The following is a 25729-nucleotide window of genomic DNA, read 5'->3' as shown; positions in this document are numbered from 1 at the left end:
GCAACGATCCGCAACCCCAACCTGCCCCGCCAGGCGCAAAGGAGGTTTTTCCAGGCAGCGTTGTTTTCCATGCGATATCCAATTCAGGCATATCCTCAAAAAGCCCGAAGGAAATCCGATGGACACTCTGTGGAGAAGAAAAAGCATCACCGCTTTGCAACATGAGGCAAAGGCCCACAGCGGCTTCAAGAAAACCCTCGGCCCCGTGAACCTGACCGCCATCGGCATCGGCGCGGTCATCGGCGCGGGCATCTTCGTGCTCACGGGCAAGGCGGCGGCGGAATACGCCGGCCCGAGCGTCGTGCTCTCCTTCGCCCTGGCCGCCGTGTGCTGCGGCTTCGCCGGGCTGTGCTACGCGGAATTCGCTTCCATGATTCCCATCGCCGGAAGCGCCTACACCTACGCCTACGCCACCCTCGGCGAACTCCTGGCCTGGTTCATCGGCTGGGACCTCATCCTCGAATACTCCGTCTGCGCCGCCACGGTCGCCGTGGGCTGGTCCGGGTACATGGTCAGCTTCCTCAAGAGCCTGGGCATCCACATACCGCCCCAGCTCATGGACGCGCCCGGCGCCCATCTGGTCTACCTGTCCCAGTCCGTGTTCGCCAAGCTGCACGCGGCCACGCCCGAGGGCTGGTATCAGCTGTCGGCCTACGCCAAGGACCTGCAGCTGGCCGGCATCGACGCGGCCGGCCTGCCCCAGGCCGTCTCCCTGTTCAACCTGCCGGCCTGCCTGATCGTGCTGCTGCTCACCGGCGTGCTGATCCGGGGCATCAAGGAGTCGGCCACGGTCAACGCCTGCATCGTGGCGCTCAAGATCGTGGTCGTGCTGCTGGTGATCGGCGTCGGCGTCTTCTTCGTCACGCCGGCCAACTGGCTGCCGTTCATTCCGCAAAACACCGGCGACTTCGGCCACTTCGGCCTGTCCGGCATCGTCCGGGCGGCGGGCGTGGTGTTTTTCGCCTACATCGGCTTCGACGCCGTTTCCACCACCGCCCAGGAGGCGAAAAATCCCCAGCGGGACATGCCCATCGGCATTCTCGGCTCCCTGGTCATCTGCACCGTCCTGTACGTGCTGGTGTCCCTCGTGCTCACGGGCGTGGCTCCCTACACCAAACTCAACGTGTCCGACCCCGTGGCCGTGGCCATCGACGTCATGGGCATGCCCTGGCTGTCCATCCTGGTGAAGCTCGGGGCCATCGCCGGCCTGACCTCCGTGATCCTGGTCTTCTTGCTGGGTCAGCCCAGGATCTTCTTCAGCATGTCCAAGGACGGCCTGCTGCCGCCCGGTTTCTCCAAGATCCATCCCAAGTTCGGCACGCCGTTCATGACCACCCTCGTGACGGGGCTGGCCGTGGCGCTCGTGTCGGGCTTTTTCCCCATCGGCATCCTGGGCGAGCTGGTGTCCATCGGCACGCTGTTCGCCTTCGCCATCGTCTGCGCCGGCGTGCTGGTGCTGCGCTACAAGCAGCCGGACCTGGCGCGTCCCTTCAGGACGCCGCTCATGCCCCTGACGCCCATCCTGGGCTGTCTCAGCTGCCTCTACCTGGCCGCCGGCCTGCCGCTGGACACCTGGCTGCGGCTGGTCATCTGGATGGCCATCGGCCTGGTCGTCTACTTCCTGTACGGCATCAAGCACAGCAAGCTGCGCACGGCCGAAGCCGCCGAAACCGTGGCCTTCGAGGTCGAGTCCTAGGCCCGGCCTGTCCTTGAAAAAACGGGGGCGCGCCAACCGGCGCGCCCCCCGCACGATCTCTCCACGATGCCATGCCGCGATGGAGGACCATCCTCTTCACAGCCCCCATTGGGGAGGTCCAGGAGGGGGTCACCCCCTCCTGGCCGCCGGAGGCATCTTCCTCTTCTTTCTTCTCTCTTCCTCTCCCTTGGCTCACGCCGCCGTGGCGGCCGCGCGTTCCTCCTGGGTCATATCCGCAAGCCTCGCGACCTCGGCCGCGTCGAGCCCGAGGCCCGCGGCCACGCGCTCGCCCCATTGCCTGTCCGCCTTGTAAAACAGCGCGCACTGGCGCTTCTGGATGCGCGCCAGGGCGTTTTTCAGGTGGGCCACGATGTTGCCGACCAGATGCTCCCGGTCCATGTCGTTCATGACCTTGCGGTAGAGCTCGCCGGGCTGGGAGAAGTCGTCGTTGGGGTGGGTGTAGACGTGGCGTCCGGCCTCGCCCTCGACGGGGAAATGCGGTTCCAGGGCGTCGGGATCCGGGCTCGGGCCGTCGAAGCTGTTGGGCCAGTAGTTGGGACCCGCGCCGCCGCCGTCGTCGGTGCGCATGAAGCCGTCGCGCTGGTAGTTGGCCACCTTGGCCGCCTTGGGCGCGTTGATTGGGATGAGCTGGTAATTGGGTCCCAGGCGGTGCAGGTGGGTGTCGTGGTAGGAGAAGAGCCGGCCCTGCAGCATCTTGTCCGGGGAGACGGAAATGCCGGGCACGAGGTTGCTGGGATTGAACGCCGCCTGCTCCACCTCGGCGAAGTAGTTGACCGGGTTGCGGTCGAGCACCATCTTGCCGATGACCATGGGCGGCACGTCGCCGTGGGGCCAGACCTTGGTCACGTCGAAGATGTCGAAGCGATAGTCCTTGGCCTGCTCCGGGGTCATGATCTGCATTTCCAGGGTCCAGGAGGGCGGGTTGCCCGAGGCGATGGCGTTGAAGAGGTCCTCCGTGGCGTGGTCGGGATTGCCGCCGGCCAGGACCTCGGACTCCTGTCGGGTCAGGTTCCTGATCTTCTGGTCGGTCTTGAAATGATACTTCACCCAGTAATATTCGCCGGCGGCGTTGTACCACTTGTAGGTATGGCTGCTGTAGCCGTTCATGTGGCGGTAGCCGTCGGGGGTGCCCCGGTCGGAGAAGAGCACGGTCACCTGGTGCAGGGACTCGGGCGTGAGCGACAGGAAGTCCCAGAACATGTTGGCGTCTTTCAGGTTGGTCTGGGGATTGCGCTTCTGGGTGTGGATGAAATCCGGGAACTTGAGCGGATCGCGGATAAAAAAGACCGGCGTGTTGTTGCCGACCATGTCGTAGTTGCCGTCCTCGGTGTAGAACTTGAGCGCGAAGCCCCGCGGGTCGCGGGCGCTGTCGGCCGAGCCGCGCTCGCCGCCGACCGTGGAGAAGCGGGCGAAGACTTCCGTGCGCTTGCCCACGGCCGAGAGGAACTTGGCCTTGGTGTAGCGGGTCACGTCGGCCGTGACCTCGAAATAGCCGTGCGCGCCGGCGCCCTTGGCGTGGACCACGCGCTCGGGGATGCGTTCGCGGTCGAAGTGGGCCATCTTCTCCAGCAGGTGCACGTCCTGCATGAGCGCCGGACCGCGCGGGCCGGCCGTGACGGTGTTGAGGTCGTTGCCGACAGGCGCGCCGAATCCCGTGGTCATGGTCTTTTTTTCGGGCATGTTACGTCTCCCTGGCCGCTGGGGCCTGTTGCCGCTCTGGCGGGCGGTTTTTGCGGATATTCATTCTCTATAAGAGCCGGCGGAACATGGCAATGGGAAAATGAAAAAAACGCGCCGACCACGGGACGCGGGCGCGGCGGGGGCGGGTCGGGTTGGCGAGGCGGGTCGGCTTGGGCCGGCCCGGCGTGGCTCGGACGGCGCGGGGCGCGGCGGGAAAACGGAGGCGGTCGCGAAGGGCGGCGGCGCAGGCTGGCGGCGCGGCCGGCGGCGGGAGGCTACTTGTTCCGCTTGGCCTGGCAGACCGGGCACAGGCCGTAGAAATCCAGCCGGTGGGCGCTGATGGCGTAGCCGCTGGCCCGGGCCAGGGACCGGGTCAGCTCGTCGAGGCCGACGGCCGGCGGGTCGGCGATGGCCCCGCAGGCCAGGCAGATGCAGTGGGGGTGCGGGGTCGGGCTTTTGGCGTCGTAGCGGTTGTCCTGGCCGCTGAACTGGAGTTCCAGGATCTCGCCGCATTCCTTGAGGGCGACGATGGTCTTGTAGACCGTGGCCAGGCTCATGTCCGGGTGTTCGGGCAGCAGGCGTCGATGGACGGCTTCGGCCGTGGGATGGTCCGGGCTCTCCACCAGCACGCGCACGATGGCCAGGCGCTGGGGCGAGATGCGCCGCCCGGCGCGCCGCAGATGGCCGAGCACGGCGTCGAGCCGGGAGGGGGGCGCGTTCATGGCGTTTTCCCTGGGCTGTTCAGCGCGCCATCATGGCCCGCAGGATGTCGGCGCAGCCTTCGGCGTTGTGGCTGGCCCGGTAGACGTACTCGACGAACCGGATGATCTGGTAGACGCGGCCGAATTCCATGCCCGAGGCGTAGGCCGCGGCGATGAGGCCGCGCTTGGCCTTGACCACCTTGAGGTGCTGGGCGCGGATGTCCTGCATGCGCCCCTTGACCGTGCCGCGGTCCCCCCGGCCGTGAAGGATGAACTCCACCGCGCCGGCCAGGGCCGTCTGGAGCAGGGCGACCGTTCCGACCGCCTCCTCGACGCTGACGAGCATGGCCTGGGCCAGGGGAGCCGGAGCGTCGAAGGGGGCCAGGTGCAGCCAGGTCACGGCCTCCTGCACGGCGTCGAGGATGTTGTCCTGGCGGCGTGTGTAGTCGAGGAACAGCGTCCGGTCCACCACCATGAGAAAGGCCGGCGGCAGATGGTTGCGGATGCGGCGTTTGACCTTGTCGGCCTCGGCCTCCAGGATGTCGGTTTCGCTGACGAGCACCCGGAAGCCCTTGTCCGGCCGCTTTTCCAGGGCGTGCTTGAGGGCCTCGTGCAACAGGGCCATGCCCCGGGCCACGGGGCGGTAGTGGTCGAGCAGGCCCGGCAGGTAGTCCTGTCGCCTGGGGCCGAGAAAGCGCAGCGAGGGGGGCAGCATGCGAAACTCCTTGCGTCGGGCGTCGCGAAGTCCGGCGAAAAAGCCGGACAACAGGCATGCTGCAAACACGCCCTTCGTGTCAACCGGACCCGGGCGGCGGATCAGGACTGCCGCCCGGGCGCCACGGCCCGGGGCACGTCGCATTCGGCTTCGTGCCCGCCCCGCAGGCATTCGATGAGGGACTCGAGCTGGCCCGTGCGCTGGGTGAGGTCGGTGACGGCGTCCGCCGCCTGGCGCATGCCCGAGACGGTCTCGTCGGAGATGTCGCGGATGCTCGTGAGGTTTTGGCTTATGCCGAGGCCCCGCTGCGCCACCTCGTCGGCCAGGGAGGCCATGGAGGCCACGCGCTCGGCCGTGCGGGAGACGATAGCCACGATGGCGGACAGCGACTGGCCGGAATGGCCGGCGAGGTCGGTGAGGCCCTCCACGGCCTGGCCGGAGTCCTGGGTGGAGGCGATGCTGCGGCTGATGCCGTTCTGGATGGCCGTGACGGCCGAGGCCACGTCCCGGGTGGCGTTCATGGTCTTTTCGGCGAGCTTGCGCACCTCGTCGGCGACCACGGCGAAGCCGCGCCCGGCCTCGCCGGCCCGGGCCGCCTCGATGGCGGCGTTGAGCGCCAGCAGGTTCGTCTGGTCGGCGATGTCGGAAATGACCGTGGTGATGGCCCCGATCTCCCGGGCCTGGCCGCCGAGCTCCTCCATGCCCCGGCGCAGCTCCCGGGACAGGGAGTTGATGCGGGTGATGGACGTGGACACCTCCGAGACGGCGGCGTCGCCCTGGCGGGCCTTTTCCATGGCCGAGGCCGCGTCCTCGGCCACCTCCCGGGCCTTGCCGGACATCTCCCTGGCCCGGGCGTCCATGTCGGCCATGGCGTCGCCCGAGGCGGCGAGCTTGCCGGTCTGGAACTGGGCTCCGCGCGAGGCCTTGGTGACCGCTCCGGACAGCTCGCTCGTGGCGGAGGCCACGGCCTTGGCCACTTCCTCGGCCTGGCGGCCCAGGGCCAGGAGGTTGTGCCGCTGCCGGTCGATCTCCTCGCGCATCCGCCGGTCGCTCGTCAGGTCGGTGTAGAAGCCGAACAGGCCAAGGGGCCGGCCGTCTTCGGCGGCGAGGGGCGTGGCCGACACGCGGATGGTCTTGGCGGCGCCGGTCGGCAGCGCGACTTCGATGTCGCCTTGGAATGCCTGCCGCGTCCTGGCCGCCCGCTGGGTGCGGGTCTCGTGGGCGGGGTCGCCGTAGATGACCTCCCCCGGGGTCATGCCGACGTAGTCCTCGGGCCGGCCGGGGCGTTCCATCAGGTCCAGGAAGAGCCTGTTGACGTGGGTTATCCGGCCCGTCGCGTCCAGGATGGCAAAGGGGGCGGTGTCGGCGATGGCCGCGACGACGCCCTCGCCGAAGCTGAACTTGTCCCTGATGCCGGCGAGCATGCGTTCCAGGGATTCCTTGAGCCGGCCGAGCTCGCCCCCGATGTCGCCGTGGAAACGCGCCCGGAAGTCGCCCGCCGCCACTTCCTCGGCGAAGGCGATGCAGCGGGACAGCGGCGAAAGGACCGTGCGGCGCAGGGCCAGGAAGGCGGCCAGACCCAGCAGGACGGCCAGGCCCAGGAACACGCCCTGGACGACGACCAGGGCGTGCGCCCGAGCCTCCGATTCCTTCTGCAGCATGCCCACGGCCTTGTCCATGGCCGCGTTGACCCCCTCGCTGGCCGCCAGCAGCGCCATGCCGTCCTGCTCGGCCTTGCGCGCGGCCGCGGCCCGGATCTGCGCCTCGTAGGGCCGCCAGAGGTCGTAGACGGCGTTGAGCTGGGCAGCGACGTCCTTGGTGGGGAAGGGCAGGCTGTCCCGGGGCCCCTGGGGATCGAGGGTCGTGGGGGCCTGACCGCCGGCGCGCAGGGCTTCGAGGGTGGTGGCGAAGACCGCGATGGAGGCGTCGAGCTTGCGCGTCAGGGCGGGATCGCTCTTGTCGGCGGCTGCCAACTGGCCGGCGAGCAGGGCCTCCTTGGCCATTTTCTGGGACAGCATGCGTTGCCGTCCGGCGATGTTGACGACGAGGCCGTCATGGCGCTGCTCGCGCTCGATGTACCAGGTGGCGATGAACAGGGCGGCCATGAGCAGGACGAGAGCGACTGTGGGGGCGAGAACCTTGATGCGAAGCGACATGGGGGCTCCGTTGGTCAATGGTGTTGCGTCCCGTTCGTACGGCAAAGGACAGGGGGTCTCGATCCCGTAACACAGTCGGCGGGAGAAATGAACAGGAGAACGAATATATTTTATGAAAGAACATGTATAGTTTTCGGGCGGTTGCGTGGGGCTATCCACATTTTATGGATTTTCTTCCCTCCTCGGCGTCGGGAATTCCACGGCCGCGCCGAAAAAAGTCCATGCCCGGGCGTTTGCTTTTGGGGTCGCCTGGCCGGTCGGACGGGGTAAAGGGCCGCATGGCCGCGCGCCAGGCCGGCCCCGGCCCCCGGCCGGCGAGCAGCCAGCCCAGGCAGGGGACGAGCAAAAGCGGCGGCACGACGAGGATATAGGTCAAAAGGTCGGTGTCGAGCGTCCCGTAAAGGAGCCGGGACAGAGGCTCCTCGCGCGGCAGGGCCAGGACCCAGCGCACGGCGGGCGCGGGGACCAGGCCGTAGAGGGCGGTTTCGGGCCAGGCGTCGAAGAGGAGCCAGTAGACGGCCTTGTAGGCCGCCGCGCCGCAACCGCCGCCGATCCAGGCCACAAGCAGGAGCCCCGAGGCGAAGGCGGCGGCTTTGTCCAGTCTGGGGCTGCGCATGGCGGTCTCCCGCCCCCCGGCGGCGGGGAGCGGAAAAGGGAATGCAAGAAGCGTGCGGCGGGAAGTCGCCCGCGGTCAGGCCGGCGGACCCCCGTGGGCGGGGAAGGCCTCGGGCAGGGCCCGCCTGGCCGCGGCGGCCAGGACGCGGTCCAGCTCGGCCTGGGCCACGGGCTTGGACAGGTAGTCGTCGAGGCCGGCGGCCAGGAAGCGTTCGCGGTCCCCGGGCATGGCGTGGGCGGTGACCGCGGCGATATAGACCGAGGCCCGGCGCGGGTCGGGCAGGGCCCGCACGGCCCGCGCCGCCTCCAGGCCGCTTAAGCCCGGCATCCGGATGTCCATGAGCACGAGGTCGAAGGGAGTCGCCGTCACGGCCTCCAGGGCTTGGCGGCCGTCGCTTGCCGCCACGGCCTCGTGCCCGCGACGCCACAGCCACTTCTCGAGAATCTCCCGGTTGACCCGGTGGTCGTCGGCCACGAGCACGCGCAGGGGCGGCAGCGTGGGCGGCGGCGAGCGCTCCTCCCCGGCGGCCGGCTCCGGCGGATAGGCTTCCAGGTCGAAGACGGCCGTGAAGGTGAAGACCGATCCCTGGCTGGGCACGCTTTCCACGTCGATTTCGCCCCCCATGAGGGTGACCAGGCGTCTGGTGATGGCCAGGCCCAGGCCCGTGCCGCCGAAGCGGCGGGTGTAGGAGCCGTCGGCCTGGGTGAAGGGCGCGAAGATGCGGCCGGCGTCCTCGGGCCGGATGCCGATGCCCGTGTCGCTGACCGTGAAGAGCAGCTCCTGGCGGGCGAGGTCCGCGGCGGCCTCGGGCGGCAGGCAGGTCTCCACGCACTGCACGCCCACGACCACGCCGCCGCGTTCGGTGAACTTGATGGCGTTGCCGACGAGGTTGACCAGCACCTGGCGCAGCCGGTCGGCGTCGCCGAGCAGCAGGTCCGGCACGTCCCCGGCCACCTCGCTGGAAAGCCCCAGCCCCTTTTCGGCGGCCAGCACGCCGAGCGACGCCTCCACCGAGCCGAGGACCCCCCGCAGGCTCATGGGTTCCCGGGCGAGTTCAAGGCGGTCGGCCTCGATCTTGGAGAAATCGAGGATGTCGTTGATGATTTTGAGCAGCGAGGAGGCGCTGTCCTCGATGTCCTTGAGAAAGCCCTGCTGGGTCTCGTCGAGTTCGGTGGCGGCCAGCACTTGCGCCATGCCGAGGATGCCGTTTAAGGGCGTGCGGATCTCGTGGCTCATGTTGGCCAGGAAGACGGACTTGGCCTGGCTGGCCGCCTCGGCCGCCTCCTTGGCCCCGGCCATGGCCTCCTCGGCCTCGCGCCGCTCGGCCACCTCGCGGATGAGCTCCTGGTTCATCCGGTTGAGCGTGCGGGTGCGCTCCCGGACCATCTCCTCGAGCCGTTCGTTGACGCGTTCCAGGTCCTGGCGTTCGGTGACGTCCTCGACGATGCCGGCGACGCGGACGACCACGCCGGTTTCGTCGGGCACGGGGAAATAGCGGGCCTGGACCCAGCGCGTGTCCCCGTCCGGGCGCACCACCCGGTATTGCGGGAACACGCCGGCCACGCGGGGCCGGCCGGCCAGGCCGGTGAGGTGGTCGAGGACCTTGGCCCGGTCCTCGTGGTGGACGCCGTCGAGCCAGGACAGGGGGGCCTGGTAGAGGCTCTTGGTGGTGCGACCCCAGAGGCGCTCGTAGGCCGGGCTGATGTAGAAGAGCCGCTTCCAGTCCGGGGAGCCGAGCCAGAACACCTCGCCGATGGCCTCGGCCAGCTGGCGGAACTTCTTTTCGCTGTCGCGCAGGGTGCGTTCGGCGGTCTTGCGTTCGGTGACGTCGCGCACCACGCCGATGATGCGGTCCTGGCCGTTCAGGGCGGAGCGGCGCAGGTTGATCTCGACCCAGAAGAGCCTTCCGGCCTTGTCCCTGGCCAGCCATTCGAAGAGCTGGGGCTGGCCGTCCCGGGCGCGCCGGAGCTTTTCCGCGACCTCCGCGCCGGAGTAGGGCGGATAGCCGGCGCTCATGTCGGCCGGGGTCAGGGCGCGCAGCTCGTCGAGGCCGTAGCCGAAGAGGGTGGCCGCGCGCTCGTTGGCCGCCAGGAATCTGCCCGTGTCCGCGTCGTGGAGGAAGATGGCGTCGTTGGCCGCGTCGAAGATGCGGCGGTAGGTGGCCTCGTTCTCCCGGGCGGCCAGGGCCGCCTCGAGGCAGTCCGTGACGTCGCGGCCGCAGGCCGCGAGCCTCGCGGGGGACGTGCCCTCGCCCGGGACCAGGGCGGTCTTCCAGCGCATGCGCCGCACGCCCCGGGGCGTGACGAGCCCGCATTCGGGCCAGTCGGCGGCAAGGCCCCCGGCCAGCGCCTCCAGGGAGGCGCGCAGGCGGGGGGCGTCCTTTGGCGCGACGGCGAGCTCGACCCAGTCCCGCCCGAGGGCCGCCTCCCTGGTCAGGCCGAGCAGGGCCAGGCCGCCGTCGTTTATGGCCGCGACCCGGCCGTCGGCCGTAACAAGCACCGCCACGTCGCCGGCCGCCTCCCACAGGGCGCGGAGCAGGGGCGCGGCGTCGGCGGCGGGGCAGGAGCAGGCGTCGGGAAGAGTGGTCATGTCTTGGCATCGCGGGGTTGGAAGTGGCCGGGCACATTGTATATGACCCTTTTCATCCCGGCCAGCAAGGGTCGGTTTCCTGCCGGTGCCTCTCTTGCCCGGGGCGGCCGGCCCCAGTATGAGGGGGCCGCGAACGCATGGCGTTCCAGGAGGTTTCACCTATGGACCGAAGGCATTTTCTGGTGGCCGCCGGCGTGCTGGCGGCGGGTCTGGCCACGCCGCGAAGCGGCCTGACGGCGAGCGGGGCGGCCCTTCCCCCGCCGGCCCTGCCCGGGGCCAAGACCCTGGAGGAGGCGCTCAAGAACCGGCAGACGCGGCGCGACTTCGACGCCCGGCCGCTGCCGGACGAGGTGCTGTCCGGGCTCTTGTGGGCGGCCAACGGCGTCAACCGGCCCGAGGCCGGCAAGCACACCGCGCCGACCGCCATGAACCGCCAGGAGATCGACGTCTACGTGACCAAGGCCGACGGGCTTTTCCGCTACGAGCCCAAGGGCCATCTGCTCGAGCGGCTGTCCGAGGCCGACCTGCGCGCGGCCACGGGCAAGCAGGCCTTCGCGGCCACGGCCCCGGTCAACCTGGTCTACGTGGCCGACATGACCAAGGCGGCGGGCTCCACGCCGGAGGAAAAGGCCTTCTATGCCGGCGCGGACACGGGCTTCATCGGCCAAAACGTCTACCTCTACTGCGCGGCCATGGGCCTGGCCACGGTGGTGCGGGCCAACTTCGACGGCGCGGCCCTGGCCAAGGCCATGGGCCTGCCGGCCGGGCGGCGGGTCACGCTCGCCCAGACCGTGGGCTATCCCAAGGCCTGACGTCACGGTTTATAAGAAAATGGTGTTTGCATATGTCGGATGGGCGTAGTCTCGCTCCGATATCCGGAGCTTGAAGATTCGATTCCCGCAGCAGGCTTGTTCGAAAAAGAACAAGCCTGCTGCTCTCGGAAGGCCGTCCGGCCGCCCCTCACGTGATAAATAAGGCAATGCCGCTTTTTTGTTGACATTGCCTTGTCCTCGTCGCTACCTCACCTACCATCACACTGCCGTAACGATTGCCCGATGCCGCGAGGCCGTCGCGCAATGCCGGAATCCCGGGCGGTCTTTCATCGTTTCCCCAGACAAAAGGAGTCGTCATGGAAAAGCTGTCGTACCCGGAAATGCAGCGCGTCCTCATGGACGAGCTTCGCCTCATGCACTATCCCGTGGCCGTCAAATACTTCTTCGACCAGGCCGAACTCGACGCCCTCAAGGCCAAGGGCGGCTACTACCTGCCGGCCAAGGCCCTGACCTTCTGCCAGGCCGAACTCGGCGCGCGCATGGAGGGCATTCCCGTCCTTATGGGCAAGGAGCAGCTCGGCTGCGGCAACGCCAAGTGCGTGTTCGGCTGGAAGGACATCGACGAGGCCGAGATCAAGGGCCACCTCAAGTACGTGCGCGACATGGAGCAGGCCGAGCGGTTCGTGCGCACCAAGCCGCGCCTGCAAAAGGAGCTGCTGGCCGTTCTGGTCTCGCCCCTGGCCGACGCGCCCTTCGCCCCGGACGTGGTGCACTTCTACTGCGACAACATGCAGGCCTACCACCTGGTGGTGGACTGGATGGCGGCCCGGGACATCCATCCCCTGCGTCCCAACATGACCATGAACTCGGCGGCCTGCGGCGGCAACGTCCACGCCTTCAACAGTGGCGAGGCCAACGTGTTTCTGGCCTGCAGCGGCAGCTACAACGCCGGCAAGACCGAGCGCGGCGAGATCAACGTGGCCATCCCCGGCGCGGACATGCCGCTCGTGCTCGAGCGGCTGCTGGCCCGCAAGCAGGCCACGGGCGGCGCGTCCGTGACCCGCCTCGGCCACCCCTTCCCGGGCGCGGACATCTGCAAGAACTGTCCGCTGATCGTGTTCAAGAAAGTCGAGGCCCCGGCGGCGGACTGAGCCGGCCGGCGGCGCGAAACGCGAAAGCGGCCCCTTGGGGCCGCTTTTTTTGTCCGGGAAGCGAAAGGTCAGATGCGCTGGCGCACGATGGCCCCGAGTCCCGTGTCGAGCATGCGTGTGGTGATGGCCCGGGGCGTGTCGTCGGGCACGTTGCTGCCCATGCTCGGCCCCAGCCGCTCCATGGCGAAGTGGCTCGCGGCCAGGGAGGCCAGCATGTCGGCGGTGGAGGATCTGTCGTAGCGGACGAGCGACTCCGCGCGCTCCCACTGGCGATCCGAGAAGATCATGACGCAACCTCCATGCCTCCCCAATAACGCCGCCCGGACCGCCCGGCAAGGACTTTGCCGACATGTCGTCGCTGTGGGCAACGGGCGTAACCGGGGTGGTCAAAAAGCGTAACCACCGGGATCCGGGCCGGGGGCACGTCATGGGGCGAGGTGAAGATTTGTCTACAAAACAACGGTGTTGCCGTATCGATGGGACGGGGAGGTCAGGTGGCATGGTTCTGGCATCGCCTGCGGCGTTGGCCTGAGTCGCCAACGGGAGGTGCGCCATGAGACGTCTTTGCGCCATCACTGTCCTGAGTCTGGCCTTGCTCGCCGCGGCCGACGCGGCCCGGGCCCTGACCGTGGCCGGACCGGGATTCGCCGTGAGCGTGCCCGTCTACGCCACGGTGGGGCCGCCCCCGCCGGTCTACGTGGAGCCGGTGTACGTGCCGCCGCCGGTGTACGTTGGTCCGGCCTACGTGCCGCCGCCGGTCTACGTCGGCCCGGCCTACGTGCCGCCGCCGGTGTGGGTCGCCCCGCGCGCCTACGGGCCGCCGCGCCCCGTGGCCGTGGCCGCCCCGGTGCCGGGCCCCCGCCCGGGCTTCGTCCCCGCGCCCGTGGGGCCCATGCCCATGGGGCCGCGTCCCCGGTAGGCCGCTTCGCGGCCGCCAGGCTGCACAACGGAAAGGCCGCGATCGGGAACGCTCCCGGTCGCGGCCTTTTGCGTCGGCGCGGGGAGACGTCTACGGCCGCAGCCAGGTTCCGATAAACTCCCGGGCCTTGTCCGCGTCCACGGGCTTGCCGCAAAGCGCCAGTCGCGAGGCGTTGGCCGCGAGCAGGTCGAGGTAGGGGCCGGGGTCGGTCACGTCCGCGGCCAGTCCCGCGCCGCGCAGGAGTTCCCGGACCAGGAACGCCTCGCCCCAGACGTTGGGATGGATGCCCTCGGGCGTCAGGGCGGGCAGGTCGAAGGCCTCCTTGAGGGCGGCCCGGAACTCGTCCATGCGCCGGCGCATGTCGATGAAGACGAGCCTGCCCCGCTGCGCCGGCTCCCGGGAGAGGACGGCCACGGCGTCGCGCAGGGCCTGGTTGTGGCTGCGCCTGCCGCCGGTTTTGGGGCTCGGGAAGGGGGCCTCGTAGCGGAAGCCGTCCGGCGGGATGCCCATGACCGTCTCTTCGGGGATGTCGTCGAACATGTCGTAAAAGACCAGGGTCACGTCGACCTTGCCCCACACGGCGCGGCCGAGGGTCAGCCAGTCGTTTTCGTAGGCGTCGGGGTCCTGGCCGTTGTATCCCGCGTCCTCCATGATCACCACGTCGCCGTCGCGGATCAGCCCGGAGGCGACGTAGCCGGCGATGGCCTCGGCCCTGGGCGCCACGTCCACGGGCAGGGGCATGCCCAGGCCTCCGGCGTAGGCCGCCACGAGCCTGCCCGAAGCAATGCTCAGGCCGTGGTCCGAGGCCGTGAGAAGCCCCGAATCCGCGAACAGCGTGTTCATGACCGAGGCCACGGAGTGCATGCACCACAGCGGGTCGCGCACCTTGTCCCCCGGATCGTTGACCTCCCGCATCTTCTCGGCCATGGCCGACACCATGTACTGGATGTCGTTGGCCTTGGCCCGCAGGGCCGAGAAATCCACGGTTTCCAGGGAGCACATCATGGAGACGGAATCGCCGAAGACGAAGACCACCCGGCCATAGGCGTCGCGGTTGGCCCGGATCTGCTCGAAGACATGGTCGGACTGGAATTCCGGCGGCAGCGCCCCGGCCAAGGCGGCCGGTGGGAACAACAGCAGGCAGACGAGCACGGACAGCAAGCGAAGCGACATCGGACGGCCTCCCGACGCGGTTGCGGATGGACGTCCCATGGCTAGCGCAGCCGCTTCTTGAAGAAGTTGTGCAACGTCATGTCCAGCCTGCCGAAGAGGTAGCCGAACATGACCACCGCGAACAGTCCGGCCATGGCCGTGACGTTGTTCAGCGGCCAGCCGAAGGTGTACACGGCCATGGAGAAGAAGGCCGACAGGACGACGGCGTGGATGAGGTAGTAGGCGTAGGCGTAGTCGCCGTAGTCGGAGATGGCTTCGAGCAGCGGATGCCGCCACTTGTCCTCGAGCTTGACCACGGCGAAAAGGCTCGCCGCCGTGCACAGGCTCCAGGGGAAGATCTCGTGCATGGCCTTGATGAGCCCGGCCGGGCGGTCCCAGGACGAAATCACGCAGTAGGCGGCGCCGGCGCACAGGATGGCCAGGTTGACGCTCCAGTGCCATGTCGGGAGCTTTTTTTGCAGGTAATAGACCAAAGCGCCGGTGATGAAATACAGGTTGAAGCCGGAAAAGAGCACCGTGCGCCAGGTGGTGAACACGTAGGCGTCCTGCATGCCGAGGACGTAGTAGGCGAAAAATATCGCCGCCGCCCAGGTGCACAGAAACGGCACGAACCAGCGCCGATATCGCGGCAGGGCGAAGGGCGAGATGATGATGTAGTAGGCGATTTCGTAGATGAGCGTCCACTCGACGTGCAGGGGCAGGTCCACCGGCCCCAGGGGGAGCAGGGAGGCGGCGGCCAGCAGGTTCGAGGGCGGCGGCTTGTCCCACACGAGGTAGCCGACGAGCAGGGCGATGGCCACGCCGCAGAAATAGGTGGGGTAGATGCGCAGCAGCCGGCGCGGCAGGAAGTTGCGGTAGCCGATGTCGATGAGAAAGGCCATGATGAAGCCGGAAATGCTGAAGAAAGGCAGTGCGGCGGCCAGGAAGGCGGCGGGAATGGCGTGGAAGATCGTTCCTCCCGGCTGGCCGTAGATGGTCAGATAGGCCATGACGTGAATGTACAGGACCATGGCCATGAAAACCAGACGCAGGAACTGGATGGAGTAATATCGCACAGTGTCGGCTACGTTCCTTGGAGGGTTGCGTTGTTGGAAGATACGCCGGGAAAGCGAAGACCGACGTGACGCTATGTTCTACCTAAAAAACTTCTCCGTGCAGGTCTACCGATTTTGCACGCGGCCGCGCGTCGATCATACGCCCTCGGCCCTGGCCAGGGCTTCGCGGGCCTCGCCGTCCCGGCCCTGGGCGACCAGGGCCCGGGACAGTTCCCGCCAGAATTCCGGCCGGTCCGGCCGCAGGGCGGCGGCCTGGCGGGCCATGGCCTCGGCGATGGCCGGGTCCTGGCCTTCCTCCAGGTAGAGCCTGGCCATGAGGTGCAGGGAAAAGGCGTCCTTGGGGTCGTGGAGCAGCGCCTGGTGCAGGTGTTCCCGGGCCTCCTCCAGCCGGCCGCGGACGAAGGCCAGCCGGGCCAGGTGGCGCAGGGTCAGGGCCGGGCCGTTGCGGGCTCCCATGGCGCGGCGGTAGTACTTGCGCGCCGTCTCGTAGCGCCGGTCCTCCTCGGCCATGCGCCCCAGGCGCAGCAGGCTGAACACGTGGCCCGGGTCGGCGCGCAGGCATTTCTGGAAGGCCGTGCGGGCGGCCTTGGTCTCGGACAGCCGGCGGCAGACGCAGCCCAGGTTGTAAAGGGCCATGGTGTTTTTCGGGTCGCGGCCGATGACCCGCGTGAATTCCGCCCGGGCCGCCTCGGCCCGGCCCAGCCGGGCCAGGCAGATGCCGAGGGAATTGCGGGCCAGGATGTTGTCTTCGTCGGAGAGCAGCGCCTGCTTGAACTCCTCCATGGCCGCGTACACGTCGCCCATGGCGAAGAGGCGGTCGCCGCTGACCGTGAGCGACAGGGAGTCGAACACGGCCACTTTCGGGCCTTCGGGCAAAAGCAGGGCGTGGTCCAGGGCCTTGCGGCAGTTTTCCGCCACGTCGGCCCGGGAGTAGTCCAGGCAGGGGTAGCCGGCGATGCCCACGGCCGCCTGGCCCAGGCGCTCGGCCAGGGCGGCCTGGGCGGCCTCGGCCGCGCCGCGCAGGCTTTCCGGGTCGCGGTCCGGCAGGTAGAAGACGATCTTGGAGGAGCTGAAGCGGCCGCACAGGACGTCCTGGCCGAAGTGCGTCCGGCAGATGGCGGCCGCCTCGGCCGCCTCGGCCTCGGCCGGGCGTTCCGGGCTGCTCTCCCGAGGCGTTTCCGGCACTTGCGCCAGCACCATGGAAAAGGCCTGCCGCTTCTCGCGGTCGGCCGCGGCCAGGCGCAGGAAATCGCGCCGTCCGTAGAGGCCGGAGGCCTTGTCGCGCCTTGGCGGCGCGTCCGGCGCGGCGGGGGAGGCCTCGTCGCCGGATTCCTCCTGGGCGAGCAGGAGCCGGTCGCCGGGCGCGATGGAAAGATGGGGGTCGGTGAGCTGGAGCACCTCGGCGAAGGCCATGTCCTCGCCCACCTCCAGGAGCACGATCTCGCCCTTGAACACCGTGGGCGAGCGGCCGAAGACGCGCTCGCCGTCGGATTTCCTGACGTCGCGTCGGCGTTCGTCGCGCGGCGACCAGACCAGGAAGCGCTGGCCGGCCTCGGCCTCGGCGAAGCGCCCGAGGCTCACGGCCAGGCGCGACAGGGGCAGCGTCTCCAGCACCACGCCGCCCTCGGCCAGGATGCGGTGGCAGGCCATGACCTGGTCGCGGCCCAGGTCCTTGGCCACGGCCAGGGCCTTCTGGGCCTTGCGCAAAAGCACCCTGGCCTGCTCGGCCGGGGGCGCGGCGAACTGGCCGCCGCGCAGGTCCTGCGGATAGGCGGCCGCGCCGGCGCTGGCCGTAAGCCCGAAGGATTCGCCCGTGGCCGGGACGGGAAAGGACAGGCGGGAGAGTTCCCGCACGAAGCTTTCGGCCGCTTCCCGGCAGCGCGTGGCCGAGGCCCCGGGCAGGAAGAAGCCGAACAGGTCGTCGTGCAGCCGCGCCGCCACCCCCTCCTGGGGGCATAGGCGGGAAAAAAGCCCTCCGACCCGCGCCAGCACGGCCTCGGCCGCCAGAAAGCCGTGCCGTCCGGCCACCCGGCTGAAGAAATCCAGGTCGAGCATCACCAGGCCGAAGCCGCCGCGCGGCCCGGACAGGCCCGGGTCGGCCAGGGCCGCCGCGCCGGGCAGGATGCGGTCCTGCACCCGCTCGATCTCGCGCTCCATGTTGGCCAGAAGCGTCCCGCCCGTGGCCAGGCCCGTCAGCGCGTCCGTGGCCAGGGCCTTGGCCAGACGCGCCTGCTCCAGGGCCATGGCGGCCACGCGCGGCAAAAGGGGCAGCAGGGTGCGCGGCGCGCCGAGGCTCGCCCCCCGGGCGATGAACACCCCGAGCAGCCGGCCCTCGGCGCAAAGGGGCACCAGCACCTTGCGCTCGGCGGGCAGGTGGACGGCCTGGGAAAAATCCGGGCCGAAGCCTTCCAGGGCGGGATCGTCGCCGGCGCGCGGGAAATACAGGCTGTGGGTCTTGAAGGTGAGGAAGCGGGAAAGGACCTCCCGCAGGAACTGCTCGCAGGCGATGAGGTCGCCCTGGCCGAGCGGGGCGCTCAGGGCGGCGTTTGGCGCGGAAGTTGGCTGCATGGGGCTTTGCTCTACCGTCGTCGGCACGGGAAAACAAGCCGGCCGGGAAGGGGCCTTGGCCGGGGCTTGACAGCGGGGGGAGGGACACGGCACCCCTTTTGCCGCATGGCCCTGTCGCCGCGTCGCCCCTTCGCCGTCGTCCGGGCCGGGGAAGACGCCGTCGCCGTGCCCTCCGGGGCGCGGCCGCGACAGGTCCCGCACGGACCGCAGCGAAGGAAAAGGGAGGCGAGGCATGAACATAAAGACGTTTCCGCTGGGACCCCTGGAGACGAATTGCTACGTGGCCACGGAAGGTTCCTCGGCCATTGCCGTGGATGTCGGCGGAACGCCCGGAGCGGTTGCGGATTATTTGAAGGAAAAAGGCTGTTCCCTGGAAGCGGTGCTCGTCACCCACCTGCACTGCGACCATCTCTACGGCGTGGGCGAGCTGGCCCGGGCTTTCGGCGCGACGGTCTTCGCCGGGGCCGAGGACGCGCCGCTTTTGCAGACGGAGCTCGGCGCGGGCGGGCTCATGGGCCTGCCCATGGTGCCGCCCTTCGACTGGGAGCCGCTGGGCCCCGGCGAACTGCTCCTTTTGAACCAGCCCTGCAAGGTCCTGGCTACCCCGGGCCATTCCCCGGGCAGCCTGTCCTATTATTTCCCCAAGGCCGGCGTGATCTTCGTCGGCGACCTGCTCTTCTACCGCTCCATCGGCCGCACGGACTTCGAGGGCGGCGACTACGACGCGCTCATGCGTTCGGTGCGCGAGGCCGTCTTCACCCTGCCGCCGGACACGGTGGTCTACAGCGGCCACGGCCCGGCCACCACGGTGGGCGGCGAGATGCGCCACAACCCGTTTTTCTCGGAGTTCGCCCGGTGACGGGACTGGGGGAGGCCGCCGTCTTCCTGTGCGGCCCCCGGGCCGGCGGCAACTCGGACACGGCCGGCCTGACCTTCGCCGCCGCCCTGGCGCAGGCCGGGCTGCCGGCCCGCGTGGTGCGATTACGTGACGAGCGCATCGCGCCCTGCCGGGGCTGCGGCGTTTGCGCCGGGCCGGGCGAGCGCTGTCCCCTGGACCGGGACGGCGACGCGGCCGAGGCCCTCTTCGACCTGATCGAGGCCGCGCCCGTGGCGGCCTTTGCCGCACCCATCTACTTCTACCACCTGCCGGCGGTCTTCAAGGGCTTCATCGACCGGGCCCAGCGCCGCTACGCCGCCCGCCTGGCCGTGGCCGCCCGGGCTCCGTCGTCGCCCGCCCGCCCGGCCCACGCCCTGCTCGTGGCCGGGCGCAGGCGCGGGGAGCGGCTGTTCGACGGCTCGCTGCTCACGCTCAAGTACTTCCTGTGGCCCCTTTCCCGGGAGTTGGCCGAGCCGTGCCTGCTGCGGGGCATGGACGCGCCGGGGGATCTGGCCGCCGACGGGGCCGCCCTGGCGGCGGTCGCCGCCGCGGCCCGGGAGGCCGCCGCTTCCGCCCTGTCCGCCGGGCCGCGATGAGGCTTGGGGACGTTTTCGCCGTCCTGGGGCGGGGCCTTGGCCGCAGCCTCACGGCGCTTTGCGGCCGCTGCCAGGCCTGCGCCGGCCTGCTGCCGGCCGCCGCGGCCGGGGAACTGCCCCTGTGCCCGGCCTGCGCGGCGCGCTTGGCCCCGCGCCTGGGCGGCCATTGCCCGCGCTGCGGCGAGCTGGCCGAGGACCCGGGCGGCGCGCCCACGACCTGCCTCGAATGCCGCCGCCAGGGCCGGTCCTGGGACGGCTTCGCCTTCCACGGCCCCTACGACGACCTGCTTCGCGAACTGATCCTGGGGTTCAAGTTCCACGGCCGCCTGGCCCAGGGCAGGCTCCTGGCCGGGCTGGCCCTGGCCGCCTATCGCCGCGCCGCCGGCCGTGAAGGGGAGGGGGCCATGGACCCGGACGGGCCGGGGCGCATCGTGCCCGTGCCTCTGCACCCCCGGCGGCTGGCCTGGCGGGGCTTCAACCAAAGCCTGGAACTCTCCCGGCTCCTGGCCGTCCGCCTGGGCCGGCCCGTGGCCATGCGGGCCCTTTGCCGCATCCGCGACACCACGCCCCAGAGCCAACTGCCCGGAGCCCGGCGGCGGGCCAACATCGCCGGGGCCTTCGCCGCCGACCCCGGGCAGGTCGAAGGGCGAAGCGTCCTGCTCGTGGACGACGTCATGACCACCGGGGCCACCATCGACGCCGCGGCCGACGCCCTGCGCCGGGCCGGCGCGGTCCGGGTGGACGTGCTGGTGGTCGCGCGCTAGGCGGCTGGAAAAAAGCGTCGAAGTCCGTATAAGGGAGGTGACGACAAGGAGCGTATATGCCCCCCATGCGGTTTCCCGGCGGCGACGATCCCCTGTGGTACAAGGACGCCGTCATCTACGAAGTGCACGTCAAGGCCTTCATGGACGGCAACGGCGACGGCATCGGCGATTTCGCCGGCCTGGCCAGCCGGCTGGACTATCTGGCGAGCCTCGGCGTCGACACCCTGTGGCTTTTGCCCTTTTATCCCTCGCCCCTTCGCGACGACGGCTACGACATCGCGGACTACTACGGCATCCACCCCGACTACGGCACCCTCAAGGACTTCAAGGAATTCCTGCGCCAGGCCCACGACCGGGGGCTCCGGGTCATCACCGAGCTCGTGGTCAACCACACCTCGAACGCGCACCCCTGGTTCCAGCGCTCCCGGGCGGCCGGCCCGGGCTCGCCCTGGCGCGACTACTACGTCTGGAGCGGCACCCCGGAAAAATACCGCCAGGCCCGCATCATCTTCAAGGACTTCGAGCACTCCAACTGGACCTACGACCATGTTGCCGGAGCCTACTACTGGCACCGTTTCTACTCCCACCAGCCGGACCTCAACTACGACAACCCCCGCGTGCGCCGCGAGATCACGCGGGTCATGGACTTCTGGCTGTCGCTCGGCGTGGACGGCCTGCGCCTGGACGCCGTGCCCTACCTCTACGAACGCCGGGGCACCAACTGCGAGAACCTGCCCGAGACCCACGCCTTCCTCAAGAAGCTGCGCGCCCACGTGGACGGCAAGTTCAGGAACCGGCTGTTCCTGGCCGAGGCCAACCAGTGGCCCGAGGACGCCGTGGCCTATTTCGGCGACGGCGACGAATGCCAGATGGCCTACCACTTCCCCATCATGCCCCGCATATTCATGGCCCTCATGATGGAGGACCGCTTCCCCGTCATCGACATCATGGAGCAGACGCCGGCCATCCCGCCGGCCTGCCAGTGGGCCATGTTCCTGCGCAACCACGACGAGCTGACGCTCGAAATGGTCTCCGACGAGGAACGCGACTACATGTACCGGGTCTACGCCAAGGACCGCAAAGCCCGCATCAACCTGGGCATCCGCCGCCGCCTGGCCCCGCTCATGCAGGGCAGCCGCCGGCGTATGGAGCTCATCAACTTCATTCTGTTCTCCTTTCCCGGCACGCCCATCATCTACTACGGCGACGAGATCGGCATGGGCGACAACTTCCACCTCGGCGACCGCGACGGCGTGCGCACGCCCATGCAGTGGAGCCCGGACCGCAACGCCGGCTTTTCCCGGGCCAACCCGCAAAACCTTTACCTGCCCGTGGTCATCGACCCCCAATACCACTTCGAGGCCGTCAACGTGGAGAACCAGGAGGCCAACCTGTCCTCCTTCCTGTGGTGGATGCGCCGGGTCATCGCCCTGCGCCGGCGGCTGCCGGCCCTGGGGCGCGGGGAGATGGCCTTCGTGTCCCAGGACAACCCCAAGGTCCTGGCCTTCACCCGCGCCTACGAAGGCGAGGTCATCCTGGTGGTGGTCAACCTGTCGCGCTTTTCCCAGGTGGCCCGCATGGACCTGGCCGAGCACGCCGGCGCGGCGCCGGTCGACGTGGCCTCGGGCACGCGCTTTCCGGCCGTGACCGACGCGCCCTACGTGCTTCCCCTGGGCCAGCACGACTACTACTGGTTTCGCCTGGCCCGCGAAGACGAGGCCCGCCCGGCCGCCTTGCAGGACGTGCCGCGCCTGGTCTTGGCCCAGGAGCTGCGAAGCCGCCTGGCCCACGAGGCGCGCCGGCGCATAGCCGGGGAGCTGCTGCCCGTCCATGCCCGCCGCTTCGGGTTCGCCGGCGCGCCGCTGCCCGGGGCGTTGCGCACGGACATCCTCGACGCCGCGCCCGTCGGCCCCCGGGGCGTGACGGCCTGGCTGCTGCTGGTGGAGTGTTATTTTTCCAGCGGCGAGGCCAGGCTCTATCCCTTCCTGCTGGCCCTCGTTTCGGGCGAGGCGGCCGGCGAGGGTCTCGCCTGCGAAGCCGACGCCCTGATCGGCCGCGTGACCCACGGCGGCCGCGAGGGCGTGCTCGTGGACGGCTTTTGCCTGGCCGCCCTGCGCGACTGGTGGCCCCGGGCCATGGCCCGGGACACCCGGGTGCGGGGCGAGGACGGGACCCTGGCCCTGAAGGCCCTGCCGGGATTCCCCCGCGAGGCCTGCGCCGAGGCGACGCCCCACGAGTCGGCCATGTTCAAGGACGGCCAGAGCAACGTGATCATGACCTACGACGGGAGGCTCTTCTTCAAGTTCTACGCCGGCCTCGACGCCGGGCCCCATCCCGAGGCCGAGCTTTTGGCCCATCTGCGCGGTCCGGCGGGCTTTCCCAACGTGCCGCGCCTCGACGGCCTGGTGGAATACCGGCCCAAGGGCGGCGGCGAGACCGTGGTCGTGGCCACGGCCCAGGAGTACGTGGCCGGCGGCCGGGACGCGTACGCCTACACCCTGGAGCATCTGGAGCGGTACTTCGAGCAGCGCCAGGCCTTGCCCGAGGAGGCCGGGGAGGGGGGCGAGGGGGCGACGAGGCGCGGGATGGCCCAGTCCCTGGCCGGCATGGCCGACGAGTTCTACCGGGAGATGGCCCGGCTCCTGGGGCGGCGCACGGCGCAAATGCACCTGGCCCTGGCCCGGGGCGGCGGGGGCTTCGTCCCGGAACCCTTCACCCGGCTCTACCAGCGCTCGGTCTACCAGGCCATCCGCAACGGCGTGCGCCGGGCCACGGCCCTGCTGGCCAGGCGCCTGCACGGCCTGGCCGACGAGGCCCTGCGCGCCGAGGCGGCGGACGTCGTGGCCGGGGAGAAGCGCTCCCTGGACGCCCTGGCCGGCCTGCTCGGCGACCCGGTCCGGGTCGTGCGCATACGCGTCCACGGCGACTACCGCCTGGAGCAGCTCCTTTTCACGGGCAAGGACTTCGTGATCGTGGATTTCGAGGGCGACCCCAGGCGGCCGCTGGGCGAGCGGCGGCTTTTGCGCTGCGCCCTGCGCGACGTGGCCGGCATGTTCTATTCGTTCTACGCCGCCGGGGAGGAGGGGGTGCGCCGCCACGCCGCCGCCCATCCCGAGGAGGCCCGCCGGCTGGACGGCTGGGCCTGGGCCTGGGCCGAGGCCGCCTCGCGGGCCTTTTTCGGGGCCTACGCCGCGGCCATGGGGGATTCGCCCGTGCTGCCGCCGCGACGCGACCGGCTGCTCCTGCTCAAGTGCTTCCTGCTGGAGCGGGCCTACGACGCCCTGGCCACGACCCTGGAGGCCGGGCCGGACCGCATCGGCGCGCCGATGTCTTGCATCCGGCTGGTGCTGGCCCTCAAATAGCCGGCTGCTCCGGATCCAGGGGCAGGCGCACCCGGAAGGTCGTGCCTTCCCCAGGGGCGGAGGTGAAGTCGACCGTGCCGCCGAGGTAGCGTTCGGTCAAAAGCTTGATGCTGTAGGTGCCGAGCCCCCGGCCCACGCCCTTGGTGGAAAACGAGCGGTTGAAGATGCGCATGCGCACGCTGCGGGGAATGACGGCGTCGTTGCGCACGGAAAAGCCCACGTGCCCCTCGTCCGCGTCGCAGGCGAGCGTCACCGTCCCGCCCGGGGCGGTGGCCTCCAGGGCGTTTTTGACCATGTTGCCGAGCACACGGCGCAGGAGCACCGGGTCGGACTGGAATTCCACCGCGGCGCAGGCGTTTGTCACCTCGATGCGCTTGCCCTTGGCCTGTTCGCCGCTTTGGAAGGTGGCTTCCACCAGTTCCAGCACGTCGCTGGGGGAAAGGGGAGTGAAGTTCGTTTCCAGTTCGTTGGTTTCGGCGGCCAGCAACTGCTTCTGGTAGGTGATCTCGTCGGCGAGCTGGGCCATGGCCCGGTGGATGAGCTGGGCGTCGGGCCGCAGGTCGTCGTGGACCTCCTCGGCCAGGAATTCCATGAGGCCCTGGAGCCCGCCCACGGTGTTGAGCATGTCGTGGAAGAAGATGCGCTCCAGGGCGCGCCGGCGCTTCTCGTGGCTGACGTCGGTGATGGAGAAGATGAGGAAGCGCTCGTCCTCCAGGTGAAAGGGCGACGAGGACACCCGCAGGTCCAGCGCCTCGACCCGGCCGCCGTCCTCCCGGTTGATGTTGCACTCCTGGATGTTCTGCTTGCCGGCCAGGCCCAGCAGGATGGAGCGCACCGCCCCGCAGTGGGCGCAGAACTCCCCGGTGCCGCAGCCGCCCGGAGCCTTCTCCGCGTGCACGCAGCGGAAGGCCTCGCCCGGGCGCTTGCCCAGCGCCTCGCGGATGTCGGCAACGCCCACGACGTCGGCGAACTTGCGGTTGCCGAAGACCACCTGGCGGCAGTGGTTGAGGATCATGGCGATGACCGGAATGGCGTCGAGGACCACCGGGATTTCGTGGCCCGAAAGGATGGCGTGCTGGCGTTCGATCTCGGCGGTCTCGGCCCTCTCGGCCGGGGCGAAGCAGGTCTGGTCGGAGGCTGGCGGCATCGGGCGCTCCTGTGCGTTGTCCATATGCCCTCTTACTTAAGGAGAAGGCGCGGAAAGTAAAGCGCCGCAAGCCGGCCGCCGCCCGGGGACGGGCCTTGAAATCTCGGCCCGCTTCTGGTCTCATCAAGGCGTGGCGATCACCCGTTTGATTCTCGTCGACTTCATGGCCCATGCCCGGACCGTCTTCGACCTGGCCCCGGGCCTCAACGTCCTGACCGGCCCCAACAACTCCGGCAAGTCCGCCGTGGTCGAGGCCCTGCGCTGCCTGGCCGAAAACCCGGCCCCGCGCCACGTCGTCCGCCACGGCGCGGCCGAGGCCCGGGTCACGGCCGAGCTCGACGACGGCACGACCGTGGCCTGGGTGCGCCGGCCCAAGTACGCCCTCTACGAGCTGACCCGGCCGGGCGCGGCCGAGCCCGAGGTCTTCGCCAAGTTCGGCCGCACGCCGCCCGAGGAGATCGTCAAGGTGCTCGGGCTCCCGCCCGTGCCCATCGAGGGCGGCGACGCCGTGGACGTGCACATCGGCAACCAGCGTGAGCCGGTCTTTCTGCTCAACCGGCCCGGCTCGGTCCTGTCCGGCTTTTTCGCCGCCTCGACCGAAGCGGCCCACCTGGTGGCCATGCAGAACCTGCTCACGGACAGGATCCGGCGGGCCAAGGCCGAGAAGAAACGCCAGGAAAAGCGCCTGGCCGGGCTCGCCGCCGAGCTCGACCGCCTGGCCCCGCTGCCGGGGCTGGAGATGCGCCTGGAGACGGGCGCGGCCCTGGAGGCGGCCCTGGAGGCGGCCGAGCGCCGGGCCGGGGAGCTCGCTGCCCTGACCGCGGCGCGCGAGCGCCTCTCGCGCCGCGCTGCCGCCCTTTCCGGCGCGGGCCGGGTCCTCGGCGCGCTGGCCGCGCCGCCCCGACTTTCCCCCACCGCCCCCCTGGCCGCCGTGGTGGCCCAGGCCGGGTCCCGTTCGCGGCGAAAGGCCGTGGCCGCCGGGCGCGGGACGGCGCTTTCGCCCCTGGCCCCGCCGCCGGCCCTTGCCGACGCGGCGCTCCTCGACGCCAGGCGCGCGGAACTGACGCGCCTGGGCAGCGCCCTGGAGGCCATGCGGCGAAAAAGCGCCGCCCTGTCGCGCCTGGCCGGACCGCCGGCCCTGGCCGACGCCGCCGCCCTGGCCGCGACCGC

At 69.8% G+C, this 25729-nt stretch carries 20 protein-coding genes; 9 read left to right on the top strand and 11 right to left on the bottom strand.

The genetic code is table 11. The annotated features are described in order from the left end of the window. The first annotated feature begins 118 nt into the window (after positions 1-118). The gene (locus tag Q1K70_RS17305; RefSeq protein ID WP_300162204.1) at positions 119-1696 is read left to right on the top strand and encodes an amino acid permease; all 1578 of its coding nucleotides are present in this window, start codon (positions 119-121) and stop codon (positions 1694-1696) included. Positions 1697-1888: 192 nt separating this feature from the next. On the opposite strand, the gene Q1K70_RS17300 is transcribed toward Q1K70_RS17305, so the two are convergent. From Q1K70_RS17300 to Q1K70_RS17275, 6 genes are all read right to left on the bottom strand, one after another. Further along, positions 1889-3397 carry a catalase gene (locus Q1K70_RS17300; protein ID WP_300162201.1) on the bottom strand — a complete coding sequence of 503 codons (1509 nt, stop codon included), beginning with the start codon at positions 3395-3397 and terminating at the stop codon, positions 1889-1891. 275 nt (positions 3398-3672) lie between these two features. Next, positions 3673-4119: a transcriptional repressor gene (locus Q1K70_RS17295; protein WP_300162198.1), complete on the bottom strand. Its 447-nt coding sequence runs from the start codon at positions 4117-4119 to the stop codon at positions 3673-3675. Between the two features lie 19 nt (positions 4120-4138). Beyond that, positions 4139-4813, bottom strand: coding sequence for a DUF47 family protein (locus Q1K70_RS17290; RefSeq protein ID WP_300162195.1), 675 nt, complete (start codon positions 4811-4813; stop codon positions 4139-4141). A gap of 101 nt (positions 4814-4914) precedes the next feature. Further along, positions 4915-6969 carry a methyl-accepting chemotaxis protein gene (locus tag Q1K70_RS17285; protein ID WP_300162192.1) on the bottom strand — a complete coding sequence of 685 codons (2055 nt, stop codon included), beginning with the start codon at positions 6967-6969 and terminating at the stop codon, positions 4915-4917. A gap of 151 nt (positions 6970-7120) precedes the next feature. Next, positions 7121-7585 carry a hypothetical protein gene (locus Q1K70_RS17280; RefSeq protein ID WP_300162190.1) on the bottom strand — a complete coding sequence of 155 codons (465 nt, stop codon included), beginning with the start codon at positions 7583-7585 and terminating at the stop codon, positions 7121-7123. A gap of 75 nt (positions 7586-7660) precedes the next feature. Then, entirely contained in the window at positions 7661-10174 is a 2514-nt protein-coding gene (locus tag Q1K70_RS17275) for a PAS domain S-box protein (RefSeq protein ID WP_300162188.1), read from the bottom strand. Between the two features lie 161 nt (positions 10175-10335). Here Q1K70_RS17275 and Q1K70_RS17270 point away from each other — a divergent pair, with 161 nt between their 5' ends. Beyond that, on the top strand, positions 10336-10986 hold the full coding sequence (locus Q1K70_RS17270; protein WP_300162185.1) for a SagB/ThcOx family dehydrogenase: 651 nt from the start codon (positions 10336-10338) through the stop codon (positions 10984-10986). A 317-nt stretch (positions 10987-11303) separates the two neighbouring features. After that, positions 11304-12098: a DUF169 domain-containing protein gene (locus Q1K70_RS17265; RefSeq protein WP_300162183.1), complete on the top strand. Its 795-nt coding sequence runs from the start codon at positions 11304-11306 to the stop codon at positions 12096-12098. 68 nt (positions 12099-12166) lie between these two features. Here the strand turns inward: Q1K70_RS17265 and Q1K70_RS17260 are convergent, their stop codons facing one another. After that, the gene (locus Q1K70_RS17260) at positions 12167-12385 is read right to left on the bottom strand and encodes a hypothetical protein (RefSeq protein WP_300162180.1); all 219 of its coding nucleotides are present in this window, start codon (positions 12383-12385) and stop codon (positions 12167-12169) included. 266 nt (positions 12386-12651) lie between these two features. On the opposite strand from Q1K70_RS17260, the gene Q1K70_RS17255 reads away from it, so the two are divergent. Further along, positions 12652-13017 carry a hypothetical protein gene (locus Q1K70_RS17255; protein WP_300162177.1) on the top strand — a complete coding sequence of 122 codons (366 nt, stop codon included), beginning with the start codon at positions 12652-12654 and terminating at the stop codon, positions 13015-13017. Between the two features lie 90 nt (positions 13018-13107). Here Q1K70_RS17255 and Q1K70_RS17250 read toward each other — a convergent pair whose 3' ends face one another. The 3 genes from Q1K70_RS17250 to Q1K70_RS17240 form a co-directional block, all read right to left on the bottom strand. Further along, positions 13108-14190 (bottom strand): hypothetical protein, encoded by a 1083-nt coding sequence (locus tag Q1K70_RS17250; RefSeq protein WP_300162174.1) that lies wholly within the window; start codon positions 14188-14190, stop codon positions 13108-13110. A 41-nt stretch (positions 14191-14231) separates the two neighbouring features. Next, positions 14232-15245 (bottom strand): acyltransferase family protein, encoded by a 1014-nt coding sequence (locus Q1K70_RS17245; protein ID WP_300162171.1) that lies wholly within the window; start codon positions 15243-15245, stop codon positions 14232-14234. A gap of 135 nt (positions 15246-15380) precedes the next feature. Continuing rightward, complete coding sequence (locus Q1K70_RS17240; RefSeq protein WP_300162169.1) at positions 15381-17813, bottom strand: diguanylate cyclase; 2433 nt, start codon at positions 17811-17813, stop codon at positions 15381-15383. A gap of 232 nt (positions 17814-18045) precedes the next feature. Between Q1K70_RS17240 and Q1K70_RS17235 the strand changes: the two genes are divergently transcribed. From Q1K70_RS17235 to treS, 4 genes are read left to right on the top strand one after another with little or no spacing between them, the layout of a single operon-like run. After that, positions 18046-18672 carry an MBL fold metallo-hydrolase gene (locus Q1K70_RS17235; protein ID WP_300162166.1) on the top strand — a complete coding sequence of 209 codons (627 nt, stop codon included), beginning with the start codon at positions 18046-18048 and terminating at the stop codon, positions 18670-18672. Further along, positions 18669-19286, top strand: coding sequence for an NAD(P)H-dependent oxidoreductase (locus tag Q1K70_RS17230; protein ID WP_366521721.1), 618 nt, complete (start codon positions 18669-18671; stop codon positions 19284-19286). The genes Q1K70_RS17235 and Q1K70_RS17230 overlap by 4 nt, the downstream gene beginning before the upstream one ends. Next, the gene (locus tag Q1K70_RS17225; RefSeq protein WP_300162163.1) at positions 19283-20050 is read left to right on the top strand and encodes a ComF family protein; all 768 of its coding nucleotides are present in this window, start codon (positions 19283-19285) and stop codon (positions 20048-20050) included. The genes Q1K70_RS17230 and Q1K70_RS17225 overlap by 4 nt, the downstream gene beginning before the upstream one ends. Before the next feature lie 56 nt (positions 20051-20106). After that, positions 20107-23412, top strand: a complete 3306-nt coding sequence (gene treS / locus Q1K70_RS17220; RefSeq protein ID WP_300162160.1) for a maltose alpha-D-glucosyltransferase — start codon at positions 20107-20109, stop codon at positions 23410-23412. Here the strand turns inward: treS and Q1K70_RS17215 are convergent. Further along, complete coding sequence (locus tag Q1K70_RS17215) at positions 23405-24559, bottom strand: HAMP domain-containing sensor histidine kinase (protein ID WP_300162157.1); 1155 nt, start codon at positions 24557-24559, stop codon at positions 23405-23407. The genes treS and Q1K70_RS17215 overlap by 8 nt on opposite strands. A gap of 145 nt (positions 24560-24704) precedes the next feature. Here Q1K70_RS17215 and Q1K70_RS17210 point away from each other — a divergent pair. Beyond that, the coding region (locus Q1K70_RS17210) for an AAA family ATPase (RefSeq protein WP_300162154.1) at positions 24705-25729 on the top strand (1025 nt) is incomplete at its 3' end.

It is taken from the genome of Solidesulfovibrio sp., from assembly GCF_029978005.1.
In the GTDB taxonomy this organism is placed as follows: Bacteria; Desulfobacterota; Desulfovibrionia; order Desulfovibrionales; family Desulfovibrionaceae; genus Solidesulfovibrio.
The sequence above is the reverse complement of the archived record's forward strand: the minus strand, read 5'-3'. Positions and strand labels throughout refer to the sequence as shown.

What these genes read in the sequence shown, in the direction of transcription:
- Q1K70_RS17305 (WP_300162204.1), top strand. Translation starts at nt 119, where the DNA reads ATGGACACTCTGTGGAGAAGAAAAAGCATCACCGCTTTGCAACATGAG.
- Q1K70_RS17300 (WP_300162201.1), bottom strand. Translation starts at nt 3,397, where the DNA reads ATGCCCGAAAAAAAGACCATGACCACGGGATTCGGCGCGCCTGTCGGC.
- Q1K70_RS17295 (WP_300162198.1), bottom strand. Translation starts at nt 4,119, where the DNA reads ATGAACGCGCCCCCCTCCCGGCTCGACGCCGTGCTCGGCCATCTGCGG.
- Q1K70_RS17290 (WP_300162195.1), bottom strand. Translation starts at nt 4,813, where the DNA reads ATGCTGCCCCCCTCGCTGCGCTTTCTCGGCCCCAGGCGACAGGACTAC.
- Q1K70_RS17285 (WP_300162192.1), bottom strand. Translation starts at nt 6,969, where the DNA reads ATGTCGCTTCGCATCAAGGTTCTCGCCCCCACAGTCGCTCTCGTCCTG.
- Q1K70_RS17280 (WP_300162190.1), bottom strand. Translation starts at nt 7,585, where the DNA reads ATGCGCAGCCCCAGACTGGACAAAGCCGCCGCCTTCGCCTCGGGGCTC.
- Q1K70_RS17275 (WP_300162188.1), bottom strand. Translation starts at nt 10,174, where the DNA reads ATGACCACTCTTCCCGACGCCTGCTCCTGCCCCGCCGCCGACGCCGCG.
- Q1K70_RS17270 (WP_300162185.1), top strand. Translation starts at nt 10,336, where the DNA reads ATGGACCGAAGGCATTTTCTGGTGGCCGCCGGCGTGCTGGCGGCGGGT.
- Q1K70_RS17265 (WP_300162183.1), top strand. Translation starts at nt 11,304, where the DNA reads ATGGAAAAGCTGTCGTACCCGGAAATGCAGCGCGTCCTCATGGACGAG.
- Q1K70_RS17260 (WP_300162180.1), bottom strand. Translation starts at nt 12,385, where the DNA reads ATGATCTTCTCGGATCGCCAGTGGGAGCGCGCGGAGTCGCTCGTCCGC.
- Q1K70_RS17255 (WP_300162177.1), top strand. Translation starts at nt 12,652, where the DNA reads ATGAGACGTCTTTGCGCCATCACTGTCCTGAGTCTGGCCTTGCTCGCC.
- Q1K70_RS17250 (WP_300162174.1), bottom strand. Translation starts at nt 14,190, where the DNA reads ATGTCGCTTCGCTTGCTGTCCGTGCTCGTCTGCCTGCTGTTGTTCCCA.
- Q1K70_RS17240 (WP_300162169.1), bottom strand. Translation starts at nt 17,813, where the DNA reads ATGCAGCCAACTTCCGCGCCAAACGCCGCCCTGAGCGCCCCGCTCGGC.
- Q1K70_RS17235 (WP_300162166.1), top strand. Translation starts at nt 18,046, where the DNA reads ATGAACATAAAGACGTTTCCGCTGGGACCCCTGGAGACGAATTGCTAC.
- Q1K70_RS17225 (WP_300162163.1), top strand. Translation starts at nt 19,283, where the DNA reads ATGAGGCTTGGGGACGTTTTCGCCGTCCTGGGGCGGGGCCTTGGCCGC.
- treS (WP_300162160.1), top strand. Translation starts at nt 20,107, where the DNA reads ATGCCCCCCATGCGGTTTCCCGGCGGCGACGATCCCCTGTGGTACAAG.
- Q1K70_RS17215 (WP_300162157.1), bottom strand. Translation starts at nt 24,559, where the DNA reads ATGCCGCCAGCCTCCGACCAGACCTGCTTCGCCCCGGCCGAGAGGGCC.